This is a genomic window from Photobacterium sp. HL06 (genome assembly GCF_059552575.1).
This window is the reverse complement of sequence record NZ_CM183914.1, coordinates 2384455-2403238: the sequence shown is the minus strand read 5'-3', so window position 1 is coordinate 2403238 and position 18784 is coordinate 2384455. Positions and strand designations below refer to the sequence as shown.

The 18784-nt window shown below is 44.5% G+C and carries 12 protein-coding genes and 6 tRNA genes; 2 read left to right on the top strand and 16 right to left on the bottom strand.

The features are described 5' to 3' along the window. Positions 1–501: 501 nt before the first annotated feature. A complete protein-coding gene (locus tag AC51G0_RS11105) occupies positions 502–1368 on the top strand; it encodes a GNAT family N-acetyltransferase (protein ID WP_496298466.1) in 867 nt (288 codons plus the stop codon). A 368-nt stretch (positions 1369–1736) separates the two neighbouring features. Here the strand turns inward: AC51G0_RS11105 and AC51G0_RS11100 are convergent, their stop codons facing one another. From AC51G0_RS11100 to AC51G0_RS11030, 15 genes are all read right to left on the bottom strand, one after another. Beyond that, entirely contained in the window at positions 1737–4904 is a 3168-nt protein-coding gene (locus tag AC51G0_RS11100; protein WP_496298464.1) for an efflux RND transporter permease subunit, read from the bottom strand. After that, positions 4904–6004: an efflux RND transporter periplasmic adaptor subunit gene (locus AC51G0_RS11095; RefSeq protein WP_496298463.1), complete on the bottom strand. Its 1101-nt coding sequence runs from the start codon at positions 6002–6004 to the stop codon at positions 4904–4906. Before AC51G0_RS11095 ends, AC51G0_RS11100 begins: the two co-directional genes overlap by 1 nt. A gap of 412 nt (positions 6005–6416) precedes the next feature. Continuing rightward, positions 6417–7286, bottom strand: a complete 870-nt coding sequence (locus AC51G0_RS11090; RefSeq protein WP_496298462.1) for an endonuclease I family protein — start codon at positions 7284–7286, stop codon at positions 6417–6419. 56 nt (positions 7287–7342) lie between these two features. After that, positions 7343–10345: an ExeM/NucH family extracellular endonuclease gene (locus tag AC51G0_RS11085; RefSeq protein ID WP_496298460.1), complete on the bottom strand. Its 3003-nt coding sequence runs from the start codon at positions 10343–10345 to the stop codon at positions 7343–7345. A 484-nt stretch (positions 10346–10829) separates the two neighbouring features. After that, a tRNA-Val gene (locus AC51G0_RS11080) sits at positions 10830–10906 on the bottom strand. A 56-nt stretch (positions 10907–10962) separates the two neighbouring features. Beyond that, positions 10963–11039: transfer RNA gene (locus AC51G0_RS11075), tRNA-Val, on the bottom strand. 57 nt (positions 11040–11096) lie between these two features. Then, positions 11097–11173, bottom strand: a tRNA-Val gene (locus AC51G0_RS11070). Between the two features lie 57 nt (positions 11174–11230). Further along, positions 11231–11307 (bottom strand) — tRNA-Val (locus AC51G0_RS11065). A 53-nt stretch (positions 11308–11360) separates the two neighbouring features. Continuing rightward, positions 11361–11437 (bottom strand) — tRNA-Val (locus AC51G0_RS11060). Between the two features lie 58 nt (positions 11438–11495). Continuing rightward, positions 11496–11572 (bottom strand) — tRNA-Val (locus AC51G0_RS11055). A gap of 188 nt (positions 11573–11760) precedes the next feature. After that, positions 11761–12558 carry a ParA family protein gene (locus tag AC51G0_RS11050; RefSeq protein WP_496298459.1) on the bottom strand — a complete coding sequence of 266 codons (798 nt, stop codon included), beginning with the start codon at positions 12556–12558 and terminating at the stop codon, positions 11761–11763. Between the two features lie 65 nt (positions 12559–12623). Next, positions 12624–12884, bottom strand: coding sequence for a DUF5062 family protein (locus AC51G0_RS11045; RefSeq protein ID WP_496298458.1), 261 nt, complete (start codon positions 12882–12884; stop codon positions 12624–12626). Positions 12885–13020: 136 nt separating this feature from the next. Next, positions 13021–14067: a DUF3080 domain-containing protein gene (locus tag AC51G0_RS11040; protein WP_496298457.1), complete on the bottom strand. Its 1047-nt coding sequence runs from the start codon at positions 14065–14067 to the stop codon at positions 13021–13023. A 98-nt stretch (positions 14068–14165) separates the two neighbouring features. Further along, positions 14166–15536 (bottom strand): MATE family efflux transporter, encoded by a 1371-nt coding sequence (locus AC51G0_RS11035; RefSeq protein WP_496298456.1) that lies wholly within the window; start codon positions 15534–15536, stop codon positions 14166–14168. Positions 15537–15706: 170 nt separating this feature from the next. Continuing rightward, on the bottom strand, positions 15707–17554 hold the full coding sequence (locus AC51G0_RS11030) for a diguanylate cyclase domain-containing protein (RefSeq protein WP_496298455.1): 1848 nt from the start codon (positions 17552–17554) through the stop codon (positions 15707–15709). Positions 17555–17752: 198 nt separating this feature from the next. Here AC51G0_RS11030 and AC51G0_RS11025 point away from each other — a divergent pair, with 198 nt between their 5' ends. Then, on the top strand, positions 17753–18364 hold the full coding sequence (locus tag AC51G0_RS11025) for a riboflavin synthase subunit alpha (RefSeq protein ID WP_496301926.1): 612 nt from the start codon (positions 17753–17755) through the stop codon (positions 18362–18364). A 100-nt stretch (positions 18365–18464) separates the two neighbouring features. Here AC51G0_RS11025 and AC51G0_RS11020 read toward each other — a convergent pair whose 3' ends face one another. Next, positions 18465–18668 carry a CPXCG motif-containing cysteine-rich protein gene (locus AC51G0_RS11020; protein ID WP_496298454.1) on the bottom strand — a complete coding sequence of 68 codons (204 nt, stop codon included), beginning with the start codon at positions 18666–18668 and terminating at the stop codon, positions 18465–18467. Positions 18669–18784 lie beyond the last annotated feature (116 nt).

Sequence of the window (18784 nt, the reverse complement as noted above, 5' to 3'; positions counted from 1 at the left end):
AACTGCTTAATATTGTTATAAATTTATTTTAGGAATAAGATGGATTTTAAATAACTAATAAGAGATAGGTTTCATTACTTCATAAGCATCCTTGCTTTCATTGTTTCTGGTAGCGGCGTTGAATCATCGCAAGTTCATTTTCAAGGAGTTGACATTGCTCTGACATGGCTGACTTTAGTCAATGCTCAATTAATTATCAAGCTAGAATAGGGTTTTTATGAGGTGATATTGGTCCCAGATTAGGCGTTTAAATTTCAATGTGTTGAAATTAAAATACTAATTTTTTGTCTATTTAATTGCTTTTTTTGCGTCATTTTTTTGTCGTCAAAAGATTGGCGATTTTGTTGTGAATTTTGACAATTCAAACGTATGCTTTCTCACCGAATAACTCATCCATCACAAGTTCCGCTTCTCTCTCAACCGCAATTGGCAAAGTTTGATATTATTTATCTAGCTTCTTTTAACCACTCAATTGCTTATTTCATAGCAAGGCTGTAATTCATGCTGAACAATCGCTATCAGATTTATCTTCAAGAAGAGACCTCTTTCAAATTGGCTCAATCTTGCTGCAACTGGCAAGAGGCGCCAGAACGTGCTTTGGAGCTACAGAACAATATTAAACAGAGAGCTTATATTGTTGATGTTCAGGCTAGTTGCAATAGTAACGATGTTTATCGGATAGACTCTTCTGGCACCCCTGTGTCTACTGGCCACCTTGCGCGCACACTCTATGAGACAGTGAAATTATCGCCGTTAAACGAATTAACACTGGAGGGGGTGATAGAGCCTCTGGTTATCACCGATGCCTTGATGGTGCTGAAACCACTCGCGGATGCTGATAATGAAACTCTGGCACTAAGTGGGGTGGATTATAAAACCACACTCTCAGCAGATTCTGGTGTGTTGGAAGCCCCATTTACCCGTCAGCAGCAATTGGACAGCGATAACGATATTGCATTGTTGGTGTATTGCAATGAAGTATTGATTGCCACGGCTGTTTTTAGCCGTTATATCGAAGATCATCGCTTTCCTGTTCATCAATCAGAGCTTTGCTACGAGCTTTCTCTACATACTGTGTTTGTCGCACCTGAGTTCCGAGGTTTGGGAATTGCAACGAGCTTGGCCAATACCATTGTCAATATTGCCCGAAAAGATATGATCCAGCTGCATCAGGTACTTCTTGATGCCAATATCAGGTTGAAACCTTGGTTTTCTGCGTTGGCACTGACTCCTGGCGGTGAAGCAATTTGTGACATTTTAAGCGAAGCGTTTGTGGAGATGAATGATGATGTTATTGAAGAACTAATGGATGAAGGTGTAGCAATTAGTTATCAAGATCCGGTTATTTTTGTCGAAGGCATGGCTTAGCCGTTATTGTACCAGCAACTAAGTATTATTCAGGTTTGTATTTTATAGTAAGTAAAAGAAAAGTACTGGGTGCTGGTGGTGAAGCAATTAAACATTACAGTCAGTGAGTGAAGTTTAATAAGCTAATTAGTAATGAATATTTCAGTCCAAGTTGAAAGTCCATTATATCCCCCGCTAGGGGATGTTAATATAATTAGTGGTATTCCTTTTTTAATAAATAGTGTCTATTTGGTGTTTTTACTCGAATGATAATTAACAAGAAAATTGCCATCTATATTAAGAGGTTATTGTGTGAAATTTTTTGTTTCATGAGCAAACACCTTGCCGCGACAAGGTGTTTGATTGGGAGAAGAATTGGAACACTTGAATTAGTAAGCCTTTTCGGTCTTCATCGAGTGTTCTTCTGTAATTTCAATCTTCTCATCAGGTTTGAAAACTGTTTGTCTCTGCTTACTTTGATGCCGATCTCGGCCCAACATGAGTAGGCAAGGGGTCAGGATAAGGGTTAACAAGGTAGCAAAGGTAAGGCCGCCAGCTACAGCCGTTGCAAGTTGTGACCACCACTGCGTACTTGGCGCGCCAAACTCTACTTTTCTGCTGATCAAATCAATGTTCATTTCCAATACCATGGGCAGCAACCCCAAGACGGTTGTGATCGTGGTTAACAGTACAGGGCGTAAGCGTTGGGCGCCGGTATGCATAATAGCCACCGTTTTGTCGTAGCCTTTTTGCCGTAGCTGGTTGTAGGTATCTATCAGCACGATATTGTTATTGACCACAATGCCAGCCAATGAGATGACACCAATCCCTGACATAATAATGCCAAAAGGACGTTGGAAGATAAGTAGGCCCAGGAAGACGCCGACCGTGGAAAATAGCACCGCACTCAGAATCAAAAAGGCTTGGTAGAAGCTATTGAACTGCGTAACGAGGATTAATCCCATAACTGCAAGGGCAACAAGGAAGGCTGACTGCAAAAAGCGTGATGAGTTGGTTTGTTCCTCGTTTTGCCCCCGTAACTCAACGGAGACAGTGCTAGGCAGCGTCATGTTATCGATGGCGGCCTGTACTTTAGGCAGTTCAAGGCTCAGGTTAAAGCCAGGGGCAATATCAGCCATAACTTCCAGTACTCGTTTACCATCAATACGGTTGATGGTGTGCTGTTTAGGAGACGGAGCGATATTGGAAAAGTTGGTAATAGGTACCATTCCATATTGGGTTTTTATTCTTAGCTCGTCAAAGCGCCCAATATCACGTTTGCTTTGTGGGTAGCGGACAAGGATATCAACTTCTTCATCGGTATCATCCGGTAGGTATTCACCAATTTTTAAGCCATTTGTAACAAACTGGACGGTATTGCCGACTAGCGTCGCATCACCGCCAAATCTCGCCGCATCATCTCGGTTGATGTTTATTTCCCAGTCAATGCCAGGCTTATTATTAGAATCTGTAATATTGGTAAAGGCGGCTTGAGACTCGGCCCAGTGGCGAATTTGCTGGACCGCCTCTGACATATCAACATTATCTGTCCCCTTGACCTCAACGATGAGGTCGTGATCGCTAGGGGGCCCGGCTTCAGGAAATTTGAATTCCAATTCAATACCGGCCAAATCCTCGGTCTTGTTACGAAGTTCGGTAATGATATCTTTGACCGGGGATCGATACTGCCAGTCTAGCGGGTTAAGCTGTATGTAGCCGATTTGGTCGTCGCCTCCGGTGCGGGTGTAGATACTGCTGAGTCCTTCTGTTCCGATGATCCTCGTTTCTATATCACGCATTAATTGGTCTTTTTCATAGATGGACAAATCACCATGAGAGCGTGCTTTTATCGAGAAATGGGGCGGATCAACCTCAGGGAAGAAAACAACGCCCAAACCAGCTTGTGCATAGCTAAAGGCGATAAGAACAGCGAACAGTAGGGTGCCAACAAGAATTTTCAATGGGTGGCGGATCGCGATTGCGAGGCTACTGAGATAGAGGTGTGTGATCCCCTTGGCTTGGTCAAACTGTCTTCCTTCAATTGCCAGTTTTCGTTGATGCTCCTCTTTACTGACATGCTGGGGCTTGCCGATCACGCTACCCAATACCGGTACGAATAGCAGCGCCATAAGTAAAGAGGCGCTCAGGGTAGCTATCAGGGTCAAAGGCAGATAACGCATAAACTCCCCGGTAACATCGGGCCAGAATAGCATAGGTGCAAAGGCGGCTAGCGTGGTCGCTGTGGATGCGGTGATCGGCCATGCCATTCGCTTTGCTGCTTCCCGATACGCTTGCTTGCGGGGTATATATTCCTGCATTCTGCGGTCTGCATATTCGGTGATCACAATAGCGCCATCGACCAGCATACCAACAGCCATGATCAAGGCGAATAGGACGATAATATTTACGGTGATCCCACTGACGGCAAGTATTAGCAATCCGGTCAAAAAAGATCCTGGAATAGATATCCCGACCAGAAGGGCTGTCCGAGAGCCGAGTATTGCCAGTATCACGATGACGACCAGGATAATTGCTGACAAGATATTGTTCTGTAAGTCGACAAGCATTATTTTGACATCTTTAGACTGGTCAAGCGTGTATTCGACTAGCAGATTGTCTGGCCATGTGGCCAGTTGCTGCGCTTCTTGAACAACAGCCTTAACTATTTCAACAGTCTCAATGATATTTTCGCCAGCCCTTTTTTTAACATCAAGGACAACGGCTGGTTGGCCGTTAAGGCGGGCAAAACTATTAGGGTCTCGAAATGAACGGCGAACGGTCGCAATATCGCCAAAGGTAATCACTTTGGTTCCTTCCACCTTGATAGGCAGTTCGAGAATATCTTTCAATGAGTCGAACACAGAGGGAACTTTTACTGAAAATCGACCGTAACCACTGTCAATAAAGCCTGCCGCAACCACTCGGTTATTACGAGAGACGAGATTGAATACATCATTCTGATCAAGGCCATAGCTTTCCATAAGAAGCGGCTCGACGACGACCTCAACCACATCTTCCCTGTCTCCGGCGATGTCAACTTCGAGTACCTGGCGGTAGCTTTCCAGTTTGTCTTGAAGCTGTTTGGCTATTTGCACGGTGGTTCGCTCGGGGACTGTGCCGTAAAGCACCATGGAGAGAACAGGATCATAGCTGGCGATGGTAACTTCTTTTACTACGGGTTCATCACTATCAGCGGGTAATTTTGTTTTAGCGGTATCGACAGCTTCGCGAACGTCAGTCAATGCTTCGTTGAGATCGGTACCGACATTGAATTCTAGCACTACTGAGGCATAACCTTCGGCAGCGGTTGATTTCATCTCTTTGACGCCTTCAATTGAGCGAAGTTCTTTTTCAAGAGGACGAACAAGTAACCGTTCAGCATCACCGGGGCTGATACCCTCGTGCGAAACTGATGCATAGATAATCGGTATGGTGACATCTGGGTTTGATTCTTTAGGAACCACCTGATACATGATGGCACCAGCGATCAGGATAAGTATTAGCAAGGTGATCATAGTACGGGTGCGGCTTAGCGCCGCGTTGATAATCGCAAACATTATTCGTTCCCCGCCTTGCGAACAGGAATAACACTATCTCCTTCACGCACAAAGCCTTGGCCTACAGTAATGACATCAACCTGATCACCGACGCCACTTAGCCAAATACCGTCGGGTTCTACCTTGACAATTGAAATTGGTACAAAGGCCACATGATTGTCGTTGGCAAGGGTTTTAATACCTAAGTTCCCTGATTCATCCAGCGCAAGCATTGAAGGGGTAACCTTGATGGCTGGTTGAGTATCAAGGTCTAGCTCGACATCGGCACTGATCCCGGCGGTCATTTTCATATCTGGGTTCGGGATCTCGATTTCAATAGCAAAGGTATTGGTTTGCTCGGAAGCAACGGTTGCTTGATACCTCAGTGTACCTTCTGAGCTAAAGCCATTTACCAGAGAAATACGCGCTTTCTGGCCAGTATTGACTTGCTGTATATGCCGCTCGCTGATATCAGCTTTAATTACCAGCGGATCAAGATCTACGATAGTCGCGACAGGGTCGCCAATACCCAGGTAGTCACCTTTTTCAATGTGCAATATTTCAACTATGCCGTCGAAGGGGGCATTGATAAGTGTATTTTCCAATGCTAGCTCTAAGTTTCTTACCGATGCTTTTGCTTCAATAAGTGCTGCTTCGGCCTGGCTTAGTGCTACTTCACCTTGTAAGCCACGTTCACGAAGGGACTTGGCGGCTTTATGTTCTTTTTCTCGAACCCGTAGCAACGCTTGGGCACGTTTTAGCTGCAGCTCTCGGTCTGCTTTGTCCAGCCTGACCACGGCCTGGCCAGCTTTGACTCGTTGCCCTTTACGAACAAGCAGAGTATCCACTGTCCCTGAGACTTCTGCTCCTAATGTAGCCTGCCGATCGGGTGCCGTTCGTCCATAGAGCGAAATTGAGCGATGAGTAAGCTGCGATTTGAACTTGGAAACAACAACTTTGGCTAGTGGAGCTGATTGCTGTTCACCTGAACTCAATGCCTTTGGCTGAAATTCCTTTTCGTCACCCGATATCCCACTGAGGAGCCATAACCCAATAACAAGGAGGATGGCGAGAGAAATAATCCATGGTCTTTGAGAAAGAAGCGGTCGAACTGAAATCATGTAGCACAATCCTTATGAGCGCGAGTGAGTCAGTATTAAAGCTGTATGTTGCCGATAGCAAACTTGAACAGTGATTGTATTGCTAGGAATTGGATATTTTATCACCATTATATAGATGGCAATGTGACTTTATTAAGCTGGGAGTAAATAAGATGGATAAAATTCATCAAAATTCGGCATATATCAAACTATTATTATAAGGTGATTTTAAGACGTGCTATGAAAGCTGATATTTCTATAAAAACATGACTAATGTGCAAATCATCACTATATTCACGATAAGAAACTGTTCGTAAAATTTACAGCTGAATTATTGGCTGAGAATCAAACATGTCAAATCCGGAACCAGTAACTGGTTCCGGATTATGATAGCCTTATCAACAGAAAAGTGATATTTGGCTAAAGCTATTAATTAGTGACACTCTGCTGTACCAAAGATTTCATTCGCCCACTGCGGATTGTCTACAAACGGGTTTCGGTTACCTTGAATGCTTTGAATCTTAGTATTGCGGTTAAATTCAAATTCATCGACAGCATCGAACTCATTCCAGCGAAGCAGAGTACATAAATCACCAATCTTCGCAGAGCCTGATTCATAACCAACCGCCAACTCTAAGTCAGGAGTACTTAAATCATTGCCTTCGTAACGTGTTGCCATATAGAACAGCATACGTGCAACATCGCCTTTTACTTCATCGCGCGGTTCAAAGGTTCCTTTAGAGGTATCTTTTTTATTCCCTGCTTCTGGTGACTCTTTCGTTGCAACGCCGCCTTCATAGAACTCATACGAACCACGCTCAGAGTTTATAGAAGCATCTGTTGGACGCAAATGGTGAATATCGGTATACCCCAAAGCCCCTTGTGTATTGAAACCACCCTGAGATTTTGCCCAGGTATGTTCACGGTTCCAGTCATCGACGCCGCCACCATGGCCTTGTTTCAACTGAGAGCGCCCTGTATACATCAAAATAACATTATCAGGGTTTTGTGGATCTTCATCAGTTATTAATAAAGCATCCCAAACACCCGGTGTATAAGATAATTTTTTGTGATTCATACTAATAATAGTATTTAAAGCGGATTTTAATTCAGCGCCAGTTTTACTAATGGCATTATTATAATAGCCATTTGGGTTATAAATATTATCAATCGGTGGAATTGGTGCTTCTGTATTACAACGTGCTGAAAAAGGAGCGACAACGTGTGGGTCATGAGCTTGAATATAAGCCGCTTCCGCACAAAAGGTAGTCACCGCTAATAACGCGATCAGTGTCTTTTTCATATATATTCTTAATAAAAAAAGGGAGGCAGAACGCCTCCCTTAGATAGGGTTACAAGTTATTTTTGAACCTTGCGACGGAAGAAACCAAGACCTAATAGTGACAACAGGCCGAGTAGACCGGTAGAACCACCGTCTTTATCGTCATCACCAGCAGTTGTAGTTGGTTGAGGTGTATTATCTTCAATAGTCAGTGTTTCTTGATCGATTAACGTCTCACCAATGTACTTCTTGAATGTATAAGTACCTGAATCTAGGGCATCAACCTTGATGGTCGTCCAACCTTGCTTGATCTCATCTGCGCTTAACACATCAGTAAAGGTGAACGTAGATGAATCACTTGAAGCATCAAAAGATTTCGATATTGCCTTTTGATTGCTGCCAGTCACCTCAAACTTAACAACAGTACCAATGACAAGATCATCTTTACTTGCTGTTAGATCAAACACCTTATCGAAGCCTTTGCCAACGACAGGACTAGCTTCTTCCTCAGGTTTATTTTCTGGCTCAGCCGGTACTGCAATTGGTGTAAGATCTACATCGCCAAAATCAAGAGCAATAATAGCTGGATCGTGATCAGAAGAACGATACACATCCTGGTGACGAGTGGAGCATTCACCACTGTCTGTATCACAGTTGTTCTTATCTTCGTACTGGAATAATGTCGACTCAACAGAGTTAATGTTCCACTCGGTCGCATCTACAATCGTAGGGCTAAATGCAGGTGATGCAAGAATATAATCAAGAGTACCAACTTCATCGTTATATGAGTAACCATAAGCATCTGGGTGTAGGGATTTCACAACGTTGGTGTAGTTGTAAGACGTCTCGATTACAGCACCATCTTCGCCATGCAGTTTTTCACCCGTAGTTTCGTCGCCACCAATGTAAGTATCACGGGCAGCTCTGATTTCGTAACCTTCCGGTAGGTGATCACGGTTAGTCAGTACCGTTACAGGATCTTCACCCCCGTATGAGTTCAAATCACCAATAATCAACTTGTCACCATCAATCTTCGCCAATGTTTCGGCTAAGTGGTATGCAGCAGATACACGGAAGTTTTCACACGAACCCTGCTGGTCTGCATCCAGTTTTTCACCTGTTTGAACGTCTTCCCAGCAAGTAGAGCCTTTTGATTTTAAATGGTTAACAGAAACCGTCAGCGTTTGGTCTGTACCTTTAATAGAGAAAGTCGGAGTAATCGAGTCGCGCATGTAGTTATCACCCGACTCGGTTTTATCTTTAGAACCGTCTTTGTACTGGACTTCCGGTGCATGTTGCTGTGGCATAGGGATAACACGCAGCTCAGCAAGGCCCACTTTAGACGCTTTGTAGATCACTTGGCTAGTAATTGCATCGCTACCGACATAATCCAGGCCATTCTTGCTTGCAATAGTGTACTGTTCTGCTTCGTCAAGACCTTCGTTCAGGCGCGTAACCAGATTAACAACGGCTGAATCCGGGCCAAAGCCATTGTTTTCAATTTCCATCAAGCCAACGATATCAGCATTAATGGCTAAAATGGCCTTAACAATCTTGGTTGCTTGAAGTTCAAATTCATCCGCTGATGTTGCACCGCGATTATCGCCATGAGGGTTTTCAGCTCCGCCAAATGGCGAGTTGAAGTAGTTCAATACATTAAAGGTTGCTACGCTAATATCGCCATTTTCTTTAAGTTCTGGTGCTGCTGTACGATCGGTACCTTCACGAACAAAGGTATCTGTCGTCGCCTCATTGGTCACGAAGAAACGGAATTCAGAATAAGAATACGTTAAAACACCTTCTAAACCATCGACAATGTCACCAACACGGACGTAATTATCTGTAGTACCTGTGCCGTTATCATCGCCAAAGGTAGGGTACCAAGGCACGACACCTTTAGCCGCTTTTTCAAATGATTCAACGATAACACGCTGATCTTTGTTACAGTCGGCTTGTTTCTCTGCCTCTGCAGAACTCGGTGCATTTTGCTGGTTCGGGTGCAGATTCACACTTTCATGCGACACAACCATGTTGCTACGATATGGGCCATAATCGAAACCATAAGTGCGCGCTACGCGCATGTCGGCATCTTTATCAAACTTCACCAACATGCCTTCATGGCGCTCGAGGGTGAAGTCGAAATCTTCATCAGATTCAAGGGTACGGATCGCTGTTGAAGCCATCATGCCGGTTTCACCCGTTGGTTCAACTTTCGTCGCTTCGAGCTGCGTCCAGCCGTAAGACTCTGTAACCTTACCAGTTACACTGACTCTATCGTTAACTGTTAAGCCAGTGATATTACCAGGAACAAAAATACCGTCAGACGTTAGTTCGTTATTGTCACCATTCTCATCTTGAATGAAAAAGCCAACCGGTAAATCCTTACCTAATGCGGTAGTTTGAATAGCCGTGATTACACCTTCAACAATAAAGGTTTCATCAGAAACATATTTATCATTGGCTGGGTCAGTGAAAGGTGAGGACCATGAGTCTCCCTGCAGCTCCATGATCGTTGCTGGAGTTACTACTACTGGCTCTTCAGGTTCAACTGGCTCGCTACCTTCTCCGACTTGACCAAAGTCGCTCCAATCTTTTGGTTCATGGGAAGTAAACTTAGAAGCATCATAAGTCGCACTCGGCGTCATTACGCTTCTGCGCAACGTTTTATCTTTGTTGTAATCTACATCGCCATAATCACCAACGATATCGATAATAGCGCCGTTAAGTTTAATGGCGATAGGGTCATCACCGTTAAAGTTAATCACTGAGCTATCTTGAATATCAGCTTTGCTCAGAAGCTCTGCTTCTGCTTTAGGGTGAACAAGAACTAGCGTTTGACCAGCAGTAAGAGTGGTTCCATCAAGCTTAAGCGATTGCCCCCATTCATTTTTTCCATTGGTATCTTTTTCTAAAGTGTAACCATCAAGGGTAACCGCTTCTGTACCGGTATTTGCTATTTCAACCGCTTTATTTGAACCGGAACCTTCTGTGGTTTCAGTAATTAAAATATCGGCCTGAGCACTCATAGATACTGCTGAACCGACCGCCAGCGCCACTGCGGTACGTGATAAATGTCTCATTTCAAAACCTCTTAGCTTCACTGCTATACATTATTGTTTGATTTGAATCCAATTCTGGACATTTATGCAAGCTCATCCAGTCATTCGCGGGGTAAATGTGACATAAAGCAGAGTCAATACTCTAAATATTGATATAAAGCTCAAAAAAACGGGTTTTTTCAACAGGATGGGTAATGAGTAATATTTGAGTTCGAAAAGGGTTGTTATAAATCATATGATAGGACAAATCTAACCTGTTATTTACTGACTATTACTGGAAAGTAGTCACAACAATATACAGATGGTTCATAAAGGCAGATCTCTTCCTCGCTCTACAAATTGCCACTGAGGCTGGCGTAACTCATTGGTGTTAACTCTATAAGTACAGCTACCACAGGGTGATTTAGGAGGGGAGGGGGTGGTTTATCATAGTTGATAGTTGGAAAGCTCTAAATACAAAAAAGCCTGTTCTTTCGAACAGGCTTTCTGCTTCTCATCGAGAATTTGGTACGACTAAGTGGACTCGAACCACCGACCCCCACCATGTCAAGGTGGTGCTCTAACCAGCTGAGCTATAGTCGTATTATCTTTTGTGTGATAACAACTGGTTAATTGTTATCTTGCTTTACAAGCAAATTTGGTACGACCGAGTGGACTCGAACCACCGACCCCCACCATGTCAAGGTGGTGCTCTAACCAGCTGAGCTACGGTCGTATTATCTTTTGTTGTAAACAGCAGTTACTCTAAAGAAGTAGGGCAGTTTACTTAAATTGGTACGACTAAGTGGACTCGAACCACCGACCCCCACCATGTCAAGGTGGTGCTCTAACCAGCTGAGCTATAGTCGTATTGTCTTTCTATTTGATAACAACTGGTTGATTGTTATCGATGCTTTACAAGCAAATTGGTACGACCGAGTGGACTCGAACCACCGACCCCCACCATGTCAAGGTGGTGCTCTAACCAGCTGAGCTACGGTCGTATTATCTCTTTTTGTAAACCACAGGCTTTAAAAGCGGGCAGTTTACTGAAATTTGGTACGACTAAGTGGACTCGAACCACCGACCCCCACCATGTCAAGGTGGTGCTCTAACCAGCTGAGCTATAGTCGTATTGTCTTTCTGTGTGACAGCAAGTTATTGATTGCTATCGATGCTTTACAAGCAAATTTGGTACGACCGAGTGGACTCGAACCACCGACCCCCACCATGTCAAGGTGGTGCTCTAACCAGCTGAGCTACGGTCGTACTGTTTTGTGTTCCCTAGGAACAAGGTGGATATTAAACACTTCATTCTGGCGGTGCAAGTGCAAGTCTCGATAAAATCAGAAAAAAGAGATTGATTGCTTACTGTTTATCCAAAGCGCGAGCCTAATCGGCAATTCAAAGCGGATCCGCACTAACTTATTGTTAATTAGTGCGAATATAATTAGTTGTTATTGCTCAGTTTGTACGGCTTTATCCGTGGTTTTTTCAAGCGTGTGAAATAACTGCTCGAAAGTTTGGGTCAGCTTATGGGTTGGCAGCAAATGGATAAGCGGCTGCTGATGGTAGTGCGATTCTTTCATCTTGATGGATAGTGGCAGGTAGGGTTTTAAAATCGGCAAGTCCAGATCACTCAGATCCGCGATGATCTGAGCGGGGAACTTGGCCTGGGCATTGAACATATTGACGATCACGCCTTCGACTTCGAGCTTGGGATTATGATCTTCACGAAGCTCGGCGACATTGTTAAGCAGGGTGATCAGGGCTTGTTGGGAAAAGCTATCACAATCAAAGGGAATCAACAGACGTTTGGCGGCTATCAGCGCGGCCTTACTGAAGAAGTTTAGGTTAGGTGGCGTGTCAATGTAGATACGGTCGTAACTCTTCTCCAGCTCATCTAACGCATCGCGCAGTTTGTAAATTTTGTAGCGTCGTTCAAGCTCAGATTCAATTTTTTCAAGCTTAGGGCTAGAAGGGATGATGTCTAGGTTGGAGAACGGTGTCGGTTGCGGAAACTCTTTAACTGGTGTCGATACCGAGAACCAGCCGACCGTTTGGTTGAGCAAATCGGCAACAGTTTTGTTGCTCTCACTGTTAATGTCATAGCCGAGGTAATGACTGCTGTTGCCTTGCACGTCGAGATCAATTAATAACGTTTTATAGCCATTAGCTGCACTCAGAGCGGCCAAGTTTGCCGCTATGCTTGATTTTCCCACTCCACCTTTTTGATTGAATACTACCCGACGCATTGTTTCCCACCTTGGAATATGTGTAATTAGAATACGTTACCTGACGCTAATATGTGTCGCAATGCTTATTTGAGTAACTCGTGATCAGCGGGTAATAATCGTGAAATCCATAGCACTAGCTTGTGCTTCATATTCGGTCCGTCTTCTTGGTCGATAGCCAGTGGCGTAATTTGTTTTGCATCAACCAGTAGGCGGTAAATGCACTCGACTTTATCTTTTGGCGAGACTGTTCTATCTAGATCGCCAAATCCTTGCTTTTTAGCAAACGCCATCCCGAGCTCTAGAGCTTTCTTAAGCAGTTTGGCTTCGTTTTTATGTTTCTTCATTGTTTGCTCCTTGCAATATGGATTTGCTGAATTCACACAGCAGGATGAACTCAGCAAATCGGTATTGTCTTGGCTTCATCTTAGAGCGAATTGAACTGAAATAACAGCTTGATTCTACTTGAATACTGAGTCTCTACTAATTCTGTGTCCCCACTTTGATCTGGCATCGCCTGAAGGTGCGCTGCCAGAACTTGACGTGATCCATTATCGCCTGCTTGAAGCTGTCATGAAGCTCTCCGGCTATGTAGTGTTGATAGTATGGTGCAAAATCATTGGAAACTTCAGCAGGCGGCTGAAACAGAGCCTGCAGTGAAGTTTGAATTTGGCGGTACTGAGAGTCAAGTTCTGCCAGATAAGGCTGAAGATCAGTCGCAAAGAAACGGTAGAAAACGTTACTGAGATAGGTGGCTTTTTGTTGATTGCGATTAGGGCCACAGATGATTGTTGATTCATTCGCTTCCAATAAGCGGGTGGATGAAACTAACCAATCTCTGGCGCGGGCCATCGAATAGACGAGCTGTCCAAAATAACGGTATGGGTGGATCTGCTGTTGATGAAACAGTAAGCGTTCAGTTTGTTTGGGAGGGACGGTTTCGCCATTTTTGATCATGCTATGAATAACATGCAGATAACGCATTGCTTCTTGGTTTTCAACAAAACCAGGGAAGTCATTGAGTGAAAAAGGGCGGAAATGGAGACTAAACTGTTTTCGCCATTCTTCGCCAGTGGTGAGCATGTTCCATAAGTAGGTTGGTAGCTGCTCTCGTTTAAGTTTATGGTGTTGTTTGAGTTCAGGAAGGTTTGTTGAGTTGAGCGGCAGGGTAGCGATGCAGTGTTCTAAGCCGTCTACCAATAGGAGCTCGTAACGGAGTCGGCGGGTTTTGTCTTGTACTTTTCCCAGTACGGAATTTCGTTCGGCGATTAAATTGAATAAGCCGCACTTTCGGAGTTCATAGGCATCAAGTAAGCCGATACGAATGTCTTCCACCGGTAAGGCAAGATCCCGGACTGTTGCAAATTGGGGGATGTCGGTATCTGGCTCTTGCGAGGGAGGAACATCCAGTACATTGGCCAGTCTTTCGTTGTATGTCTCAAGGCTGTCTTCCACCGAGTGATACTCGCACCCCATGAGGGTGAGACAAACAATAACAAGTAAGAAGGCGTACTGCTGTATGTCAGGCATCACATCGGCTGATTGGTTTTCTTCTATTATGGTAAATGTCTGAGCAAAAAGAAAAGGCGACCCATGGCCGCCTTGTTATATAAAATTCAGAACCTGCGTTATCGCAGCGACATCGCAATCTGGTGCGCATCATCTTGTTTGTGAACCCAGCGCATGCGAGCGCCAAGCATAATCGCAGCTGCTGTCAGGCCGATAATATTGCCGTACCAAAAACCATGGGGGCCCATCGCTTCTACAATCCAGTCTGTCATACCTAAGGTATAACCAATCGGCAAGCCTAAGATCCAATATGCAATGAAGGTGCAAACAAAAATAGCCTGCATGTCTTTGTAGCCGCGCAGTGCACCCGCAGCAACCACTTGAATAGCATCGGTACACTGATAGATAGCAGCTAAGAACAGTAATTGTCCTGCGATAAGAATGACTTCAGGGTTGTCGGTATACATTTGCGCGATTTGTTCACGAAACATGACGGTCAACAGTGCGGTTATCATGGCAATAATCAACCCGACAAGTAAACCACAGTGAGAAGCTATCTTTGCTTCTTCAAGATCTTTTTGACCTAGCAAGTGGCCAACACGGATGCTCAATGCTGCACCAAGGCTCATCGGGATCATAAAGATCAATGAAGAAAAGTTACTGGCAACCTGATGGGCTGCGACGGTAATAGAACCCAGCGGTGAAATCAGCAATGCGATGGCAGCAAATAGTGATACTTCAAAGAAGATAGAAGCAGCAACGGGTAGCCCTAGCTTGAACAGACGCAAAATGGCAGAAAGTTGCGGTTTATGCCAGTGGGTAAACAGTCCAATCAAATTCAACCGCTTGTTCAGCTTAATGTAAACCAGCATCGAAAAGAACATTAGCCAATATACGATGGCTGTCGCGACGCCACAACCAACGCCACCCAGCGCTGGGGCACCGAACTTACCATAGACAAATATCCAGTTAAGTGGAATGTTGGCGGCAAGGCCAATAAAGCCAATAACCATGGCTGGAACGGTAAGAGATAAGCCTTCTGAGAAGCTTTTGAGCGTCTGAAAAAACAGAAAGGCAGGAACAGCAAACAAAACGGCATGCAGGTAGCCAATGGTTTTATCTGCAAGTTCTTGCTCTACATCCATCATGTCTATCAGGGAGCCTGCATTGTATAACACCCAAATGATTGGCAAGGATACAATTGCTGCCAACATAAAGCCGTGTTGAACTTCGAATGGGATTTTTTGTTTTTTACCCGAGCCATTCAATGTGGCAACAACTGGAACGAGAGCAATGAGTAAGCCAACCCCAAACAAAATGGAAGGTAACCAAATACTTGCAGCCACAGACACTGCGGCCATATCAGTAGCACTTACGCCGCCAGCCATGACGGTATCGACAAAACCCATGGATGTCTGAGCGACAGAGGCGATGAGAACAGGGATCGCGAGCTTTAGTAATTGACGTGTTTCACGCCTGTAATTGTGCACAAAATGCTCCTGAAGCAGAGAAAGGTAATACAAATAGAACGAGCGATGAATTATAGCGTTTTGCGGCGCTGATACAATTGTTTGCCGGCGAAAAAAAAGTGGGCTAGTGTATTGCCAAATTATACTGAACCCTGCAGCTGGGAGTGTCTTGGGTCTCTATTTACTCTTGATTACAGCAGGTTTGGCGAGTTGAGTTGAGTGTCGATAACTGCTTTGTTCTTGCCGGTTTGTTTCGCTTTATAAAGCATCCTATCAGCAATTGCGTAACAGCTCAATTTACCGGGGAAGCAGCTAGTACCACCAATACTGGTCGTGATGAAAATGGGCTTCCCTTTAAGGTGGAGTGGTGATTTTTTGAGGGTATCAAAGATGTATTCGGTGAGTTGCTGAATGTGTGCAACATTGGCAGCTTCAGACCAGATGGCAAACTCTTCCCCGCCAATCCGGCCGATATAGTCATTTTCAGATAAACAACCTTGGCAGATGTTAGCAAAGTGTTGGAGGGCCAGATCGCCGCTAAGGTGGCCATAGCAATCATTGAGCTGTTTAAAATTGTCGATATCAAGGATCAGCAGCCATCCATTGGTTTTTTCTATTTTATCCTCGAAAATTTCCCAAAAGTGGCGGCGGTTTGCGATTCCCGTTAGCGGGTCGATATCGGCTAACTGGCGGAGCTGTTTGTTGGCAATGCTCAGCTCTTTGGTTCGGGCATTTACCCGCTCTTCCAGCAGTGTATTTTGCTCTTCCAGCAGGGTATTAAGCCTTTCAGTTTCCTGCTGTTGTTGGTCGAGCTGGCGAATGGTGATTTCCAGGTGAGCCGTCATATTATTGAATGACTTTGCAAGTTGCCCCACTTCATCATCGCGTTCGACAGTGATCTTTTTGGTCCATTTCCCTTGGCTGATCTCCTTGGTGGCCTTGGTCAGCTGGTGGATAGGCGTCAAAATATACTGGGTACCTAGAGAGCCATAATAGGCCGCAAGTGCAATCATCAAAACAGTGATGACAATGGCATAGTTTTTCGCCTGAAGAAAATCCTGGGTTAAGTCAGACACCGGAGAGTAGAACACAACCCGAACCGCCCGGTCTTTGCTCAATGGGTAGTGAGTATGGTAGCTAAGCCATGATTGCCCTTCGAACTCAAAGGGGAGGGTGGCGTCATGTTGTTGCTCGTCATGCTGGTTAATTAACCCCCACAGATGGCCCAATACGTGTTTATGTCGTGAATCGACAGTAACGAGTTGGCCTTGTTGCGGGCTGTGTAGGGGGTTGCTACTGGCAAGAACTTTACCTTCATCGCTAATCAGGGCAACGGTACTGTTCTCGCTGGGTTTGGCTTTCGTAAGCTCGTTGACTACCCTCGCAAGGGTAAGATCAAGCCCCCACACGCCAAGGAGTTGGTTATTTTTGTCCCGCAAGGCCTTTGACAGTGTAATACCAAGTAGGCTGTGATCAATTGCACTAGGGTAAATATCGCTCCATACTGGTTGCTCAGATTCAAGCGCCTTCTGATACCACTCTCGTTCGCGGGCATCAAAATTTTCTGTTTGTGCCGTGATATCACCGCCATTTCCGTCGTATAAGGTTTCATAACGGGTCAGAATACCCGCAGCGCCATTTTCCGACTCTAAGCGGATAAAGTGCCTGTTCCTGTCTTGGCCAAGTGAGAGGAGCCCTCCCTGATTGTTGGCGAAATAGAAGTAGTCGATATTAAAGTGATGATTTAAGACATTAGCCAAGTAAGCGATGAGCTGCTCGCGATCCTGTACTATGTCAGGTAGCTCTTTTTCTATCCTTTGTTGATGACGGTAGACGAGCCGGGCTTCAGAGAAGAAGCTATCTAACTGAGCATGAATAGTTTCACTGGAATGACGATAGAGCTTTTCAACGGTCTGTAGGCGAACCTGTTCTGAGCTGTGGTACCATAACAACCCGATAGGAACAGCGGTTAATAGCACAAACAAGCTCAAAGTTAGCTGAATACGAAGGCCAAGGTTTTCAGACAACTTACTTAACATGTAATTTCCTTGGGCCCCTAGGGGGATATGTTTACCAATACTAATTGCTTTGAAGGATATATCGTTACATGGGATGTTACAAATGTAGCAGGTATGTATTCGGTGGTTTCATCTGCATTGATGGCCAGTTGGTTGAATTACCATAACTACGATGATGTTGTTTGTGATATTGCCTTAAAAAAGTCCACAGGAGAGACTATGTTTACCGGGATTGTTCAGGGAACCGCAGAAGTGGTCGAAATTGTAAAAAAAGACCAGTTTCAGACGCATGTAATTCGAATGCCCTTACCGTTGATGTCTGGGCTTGAAATAGGCGCATCAGTCGCGCATAACGGCTGCTGCCTTACTGTCACCGAGATTGAGATTGACAGGGTGGCCTTTGATTTGATGCAAGAAACACTGAAAGTAACCAACCTTGGCCTGTTGGCTGTAGGAGACGCTGTCAATATTGAGCGTGCCGCTAAGTTTGGTGATGAAATCGGTGGCCATTCGATGTCGGGCCATATTAATTTTTCGACAGAAATCGTCGAGGTAATAACGACACCGAACAACTGTACGATTTGGTTTCGTTTACCTGAAACATATAATAAATACGTGTTACGTAAGGGGTATATCGGTATTGATGGCTGTTCGTTGACGATTGGTGATGTGAAAGATGATAGGTTCTGTGTTCACCTGATCCCAGAAACACTAAATCGCACTTTATTTGGACAACGTCAGGCTGGAGATATCGTGAATATTGAAATTGATCCGCAGACTCAGGCAATAGTTGATACGGTTGAGCGAGTGCTAGCCGCAAAAACACACTAAGTATTTACCTTAGGATATTTCAACGCTCAATCCCTACAGTGCATACTGCAGGGATTTTTATATTCTTGGCTACAGGCAAGTGTATTATAACTCTTATTGACTAAAATATTTGTTCGTCATCGGCGTCGATGAACAAATTAATAGTCTTGTGTAACTCATCGACTTCCATCGTTAAATGAATGGCATGGCAACATGCCGGACAATCATCATAGAACTCCTGACTGCCTGCGCTGGCATCAAGGGTTATTCTAATGTGATGCCCGCAGTGAGGGCAAGTAACCCCTTGCTCTGTATAATTCTTCATCTTGATATCCTTAATGTACTGAGCACATAAAACCAGCTCTCATACTTTTTTGTTGGATTATTTTCATCTACCTAAACTTTAGCGTTAAGCATTCGTTTTTGCCGAGAATTAACTAT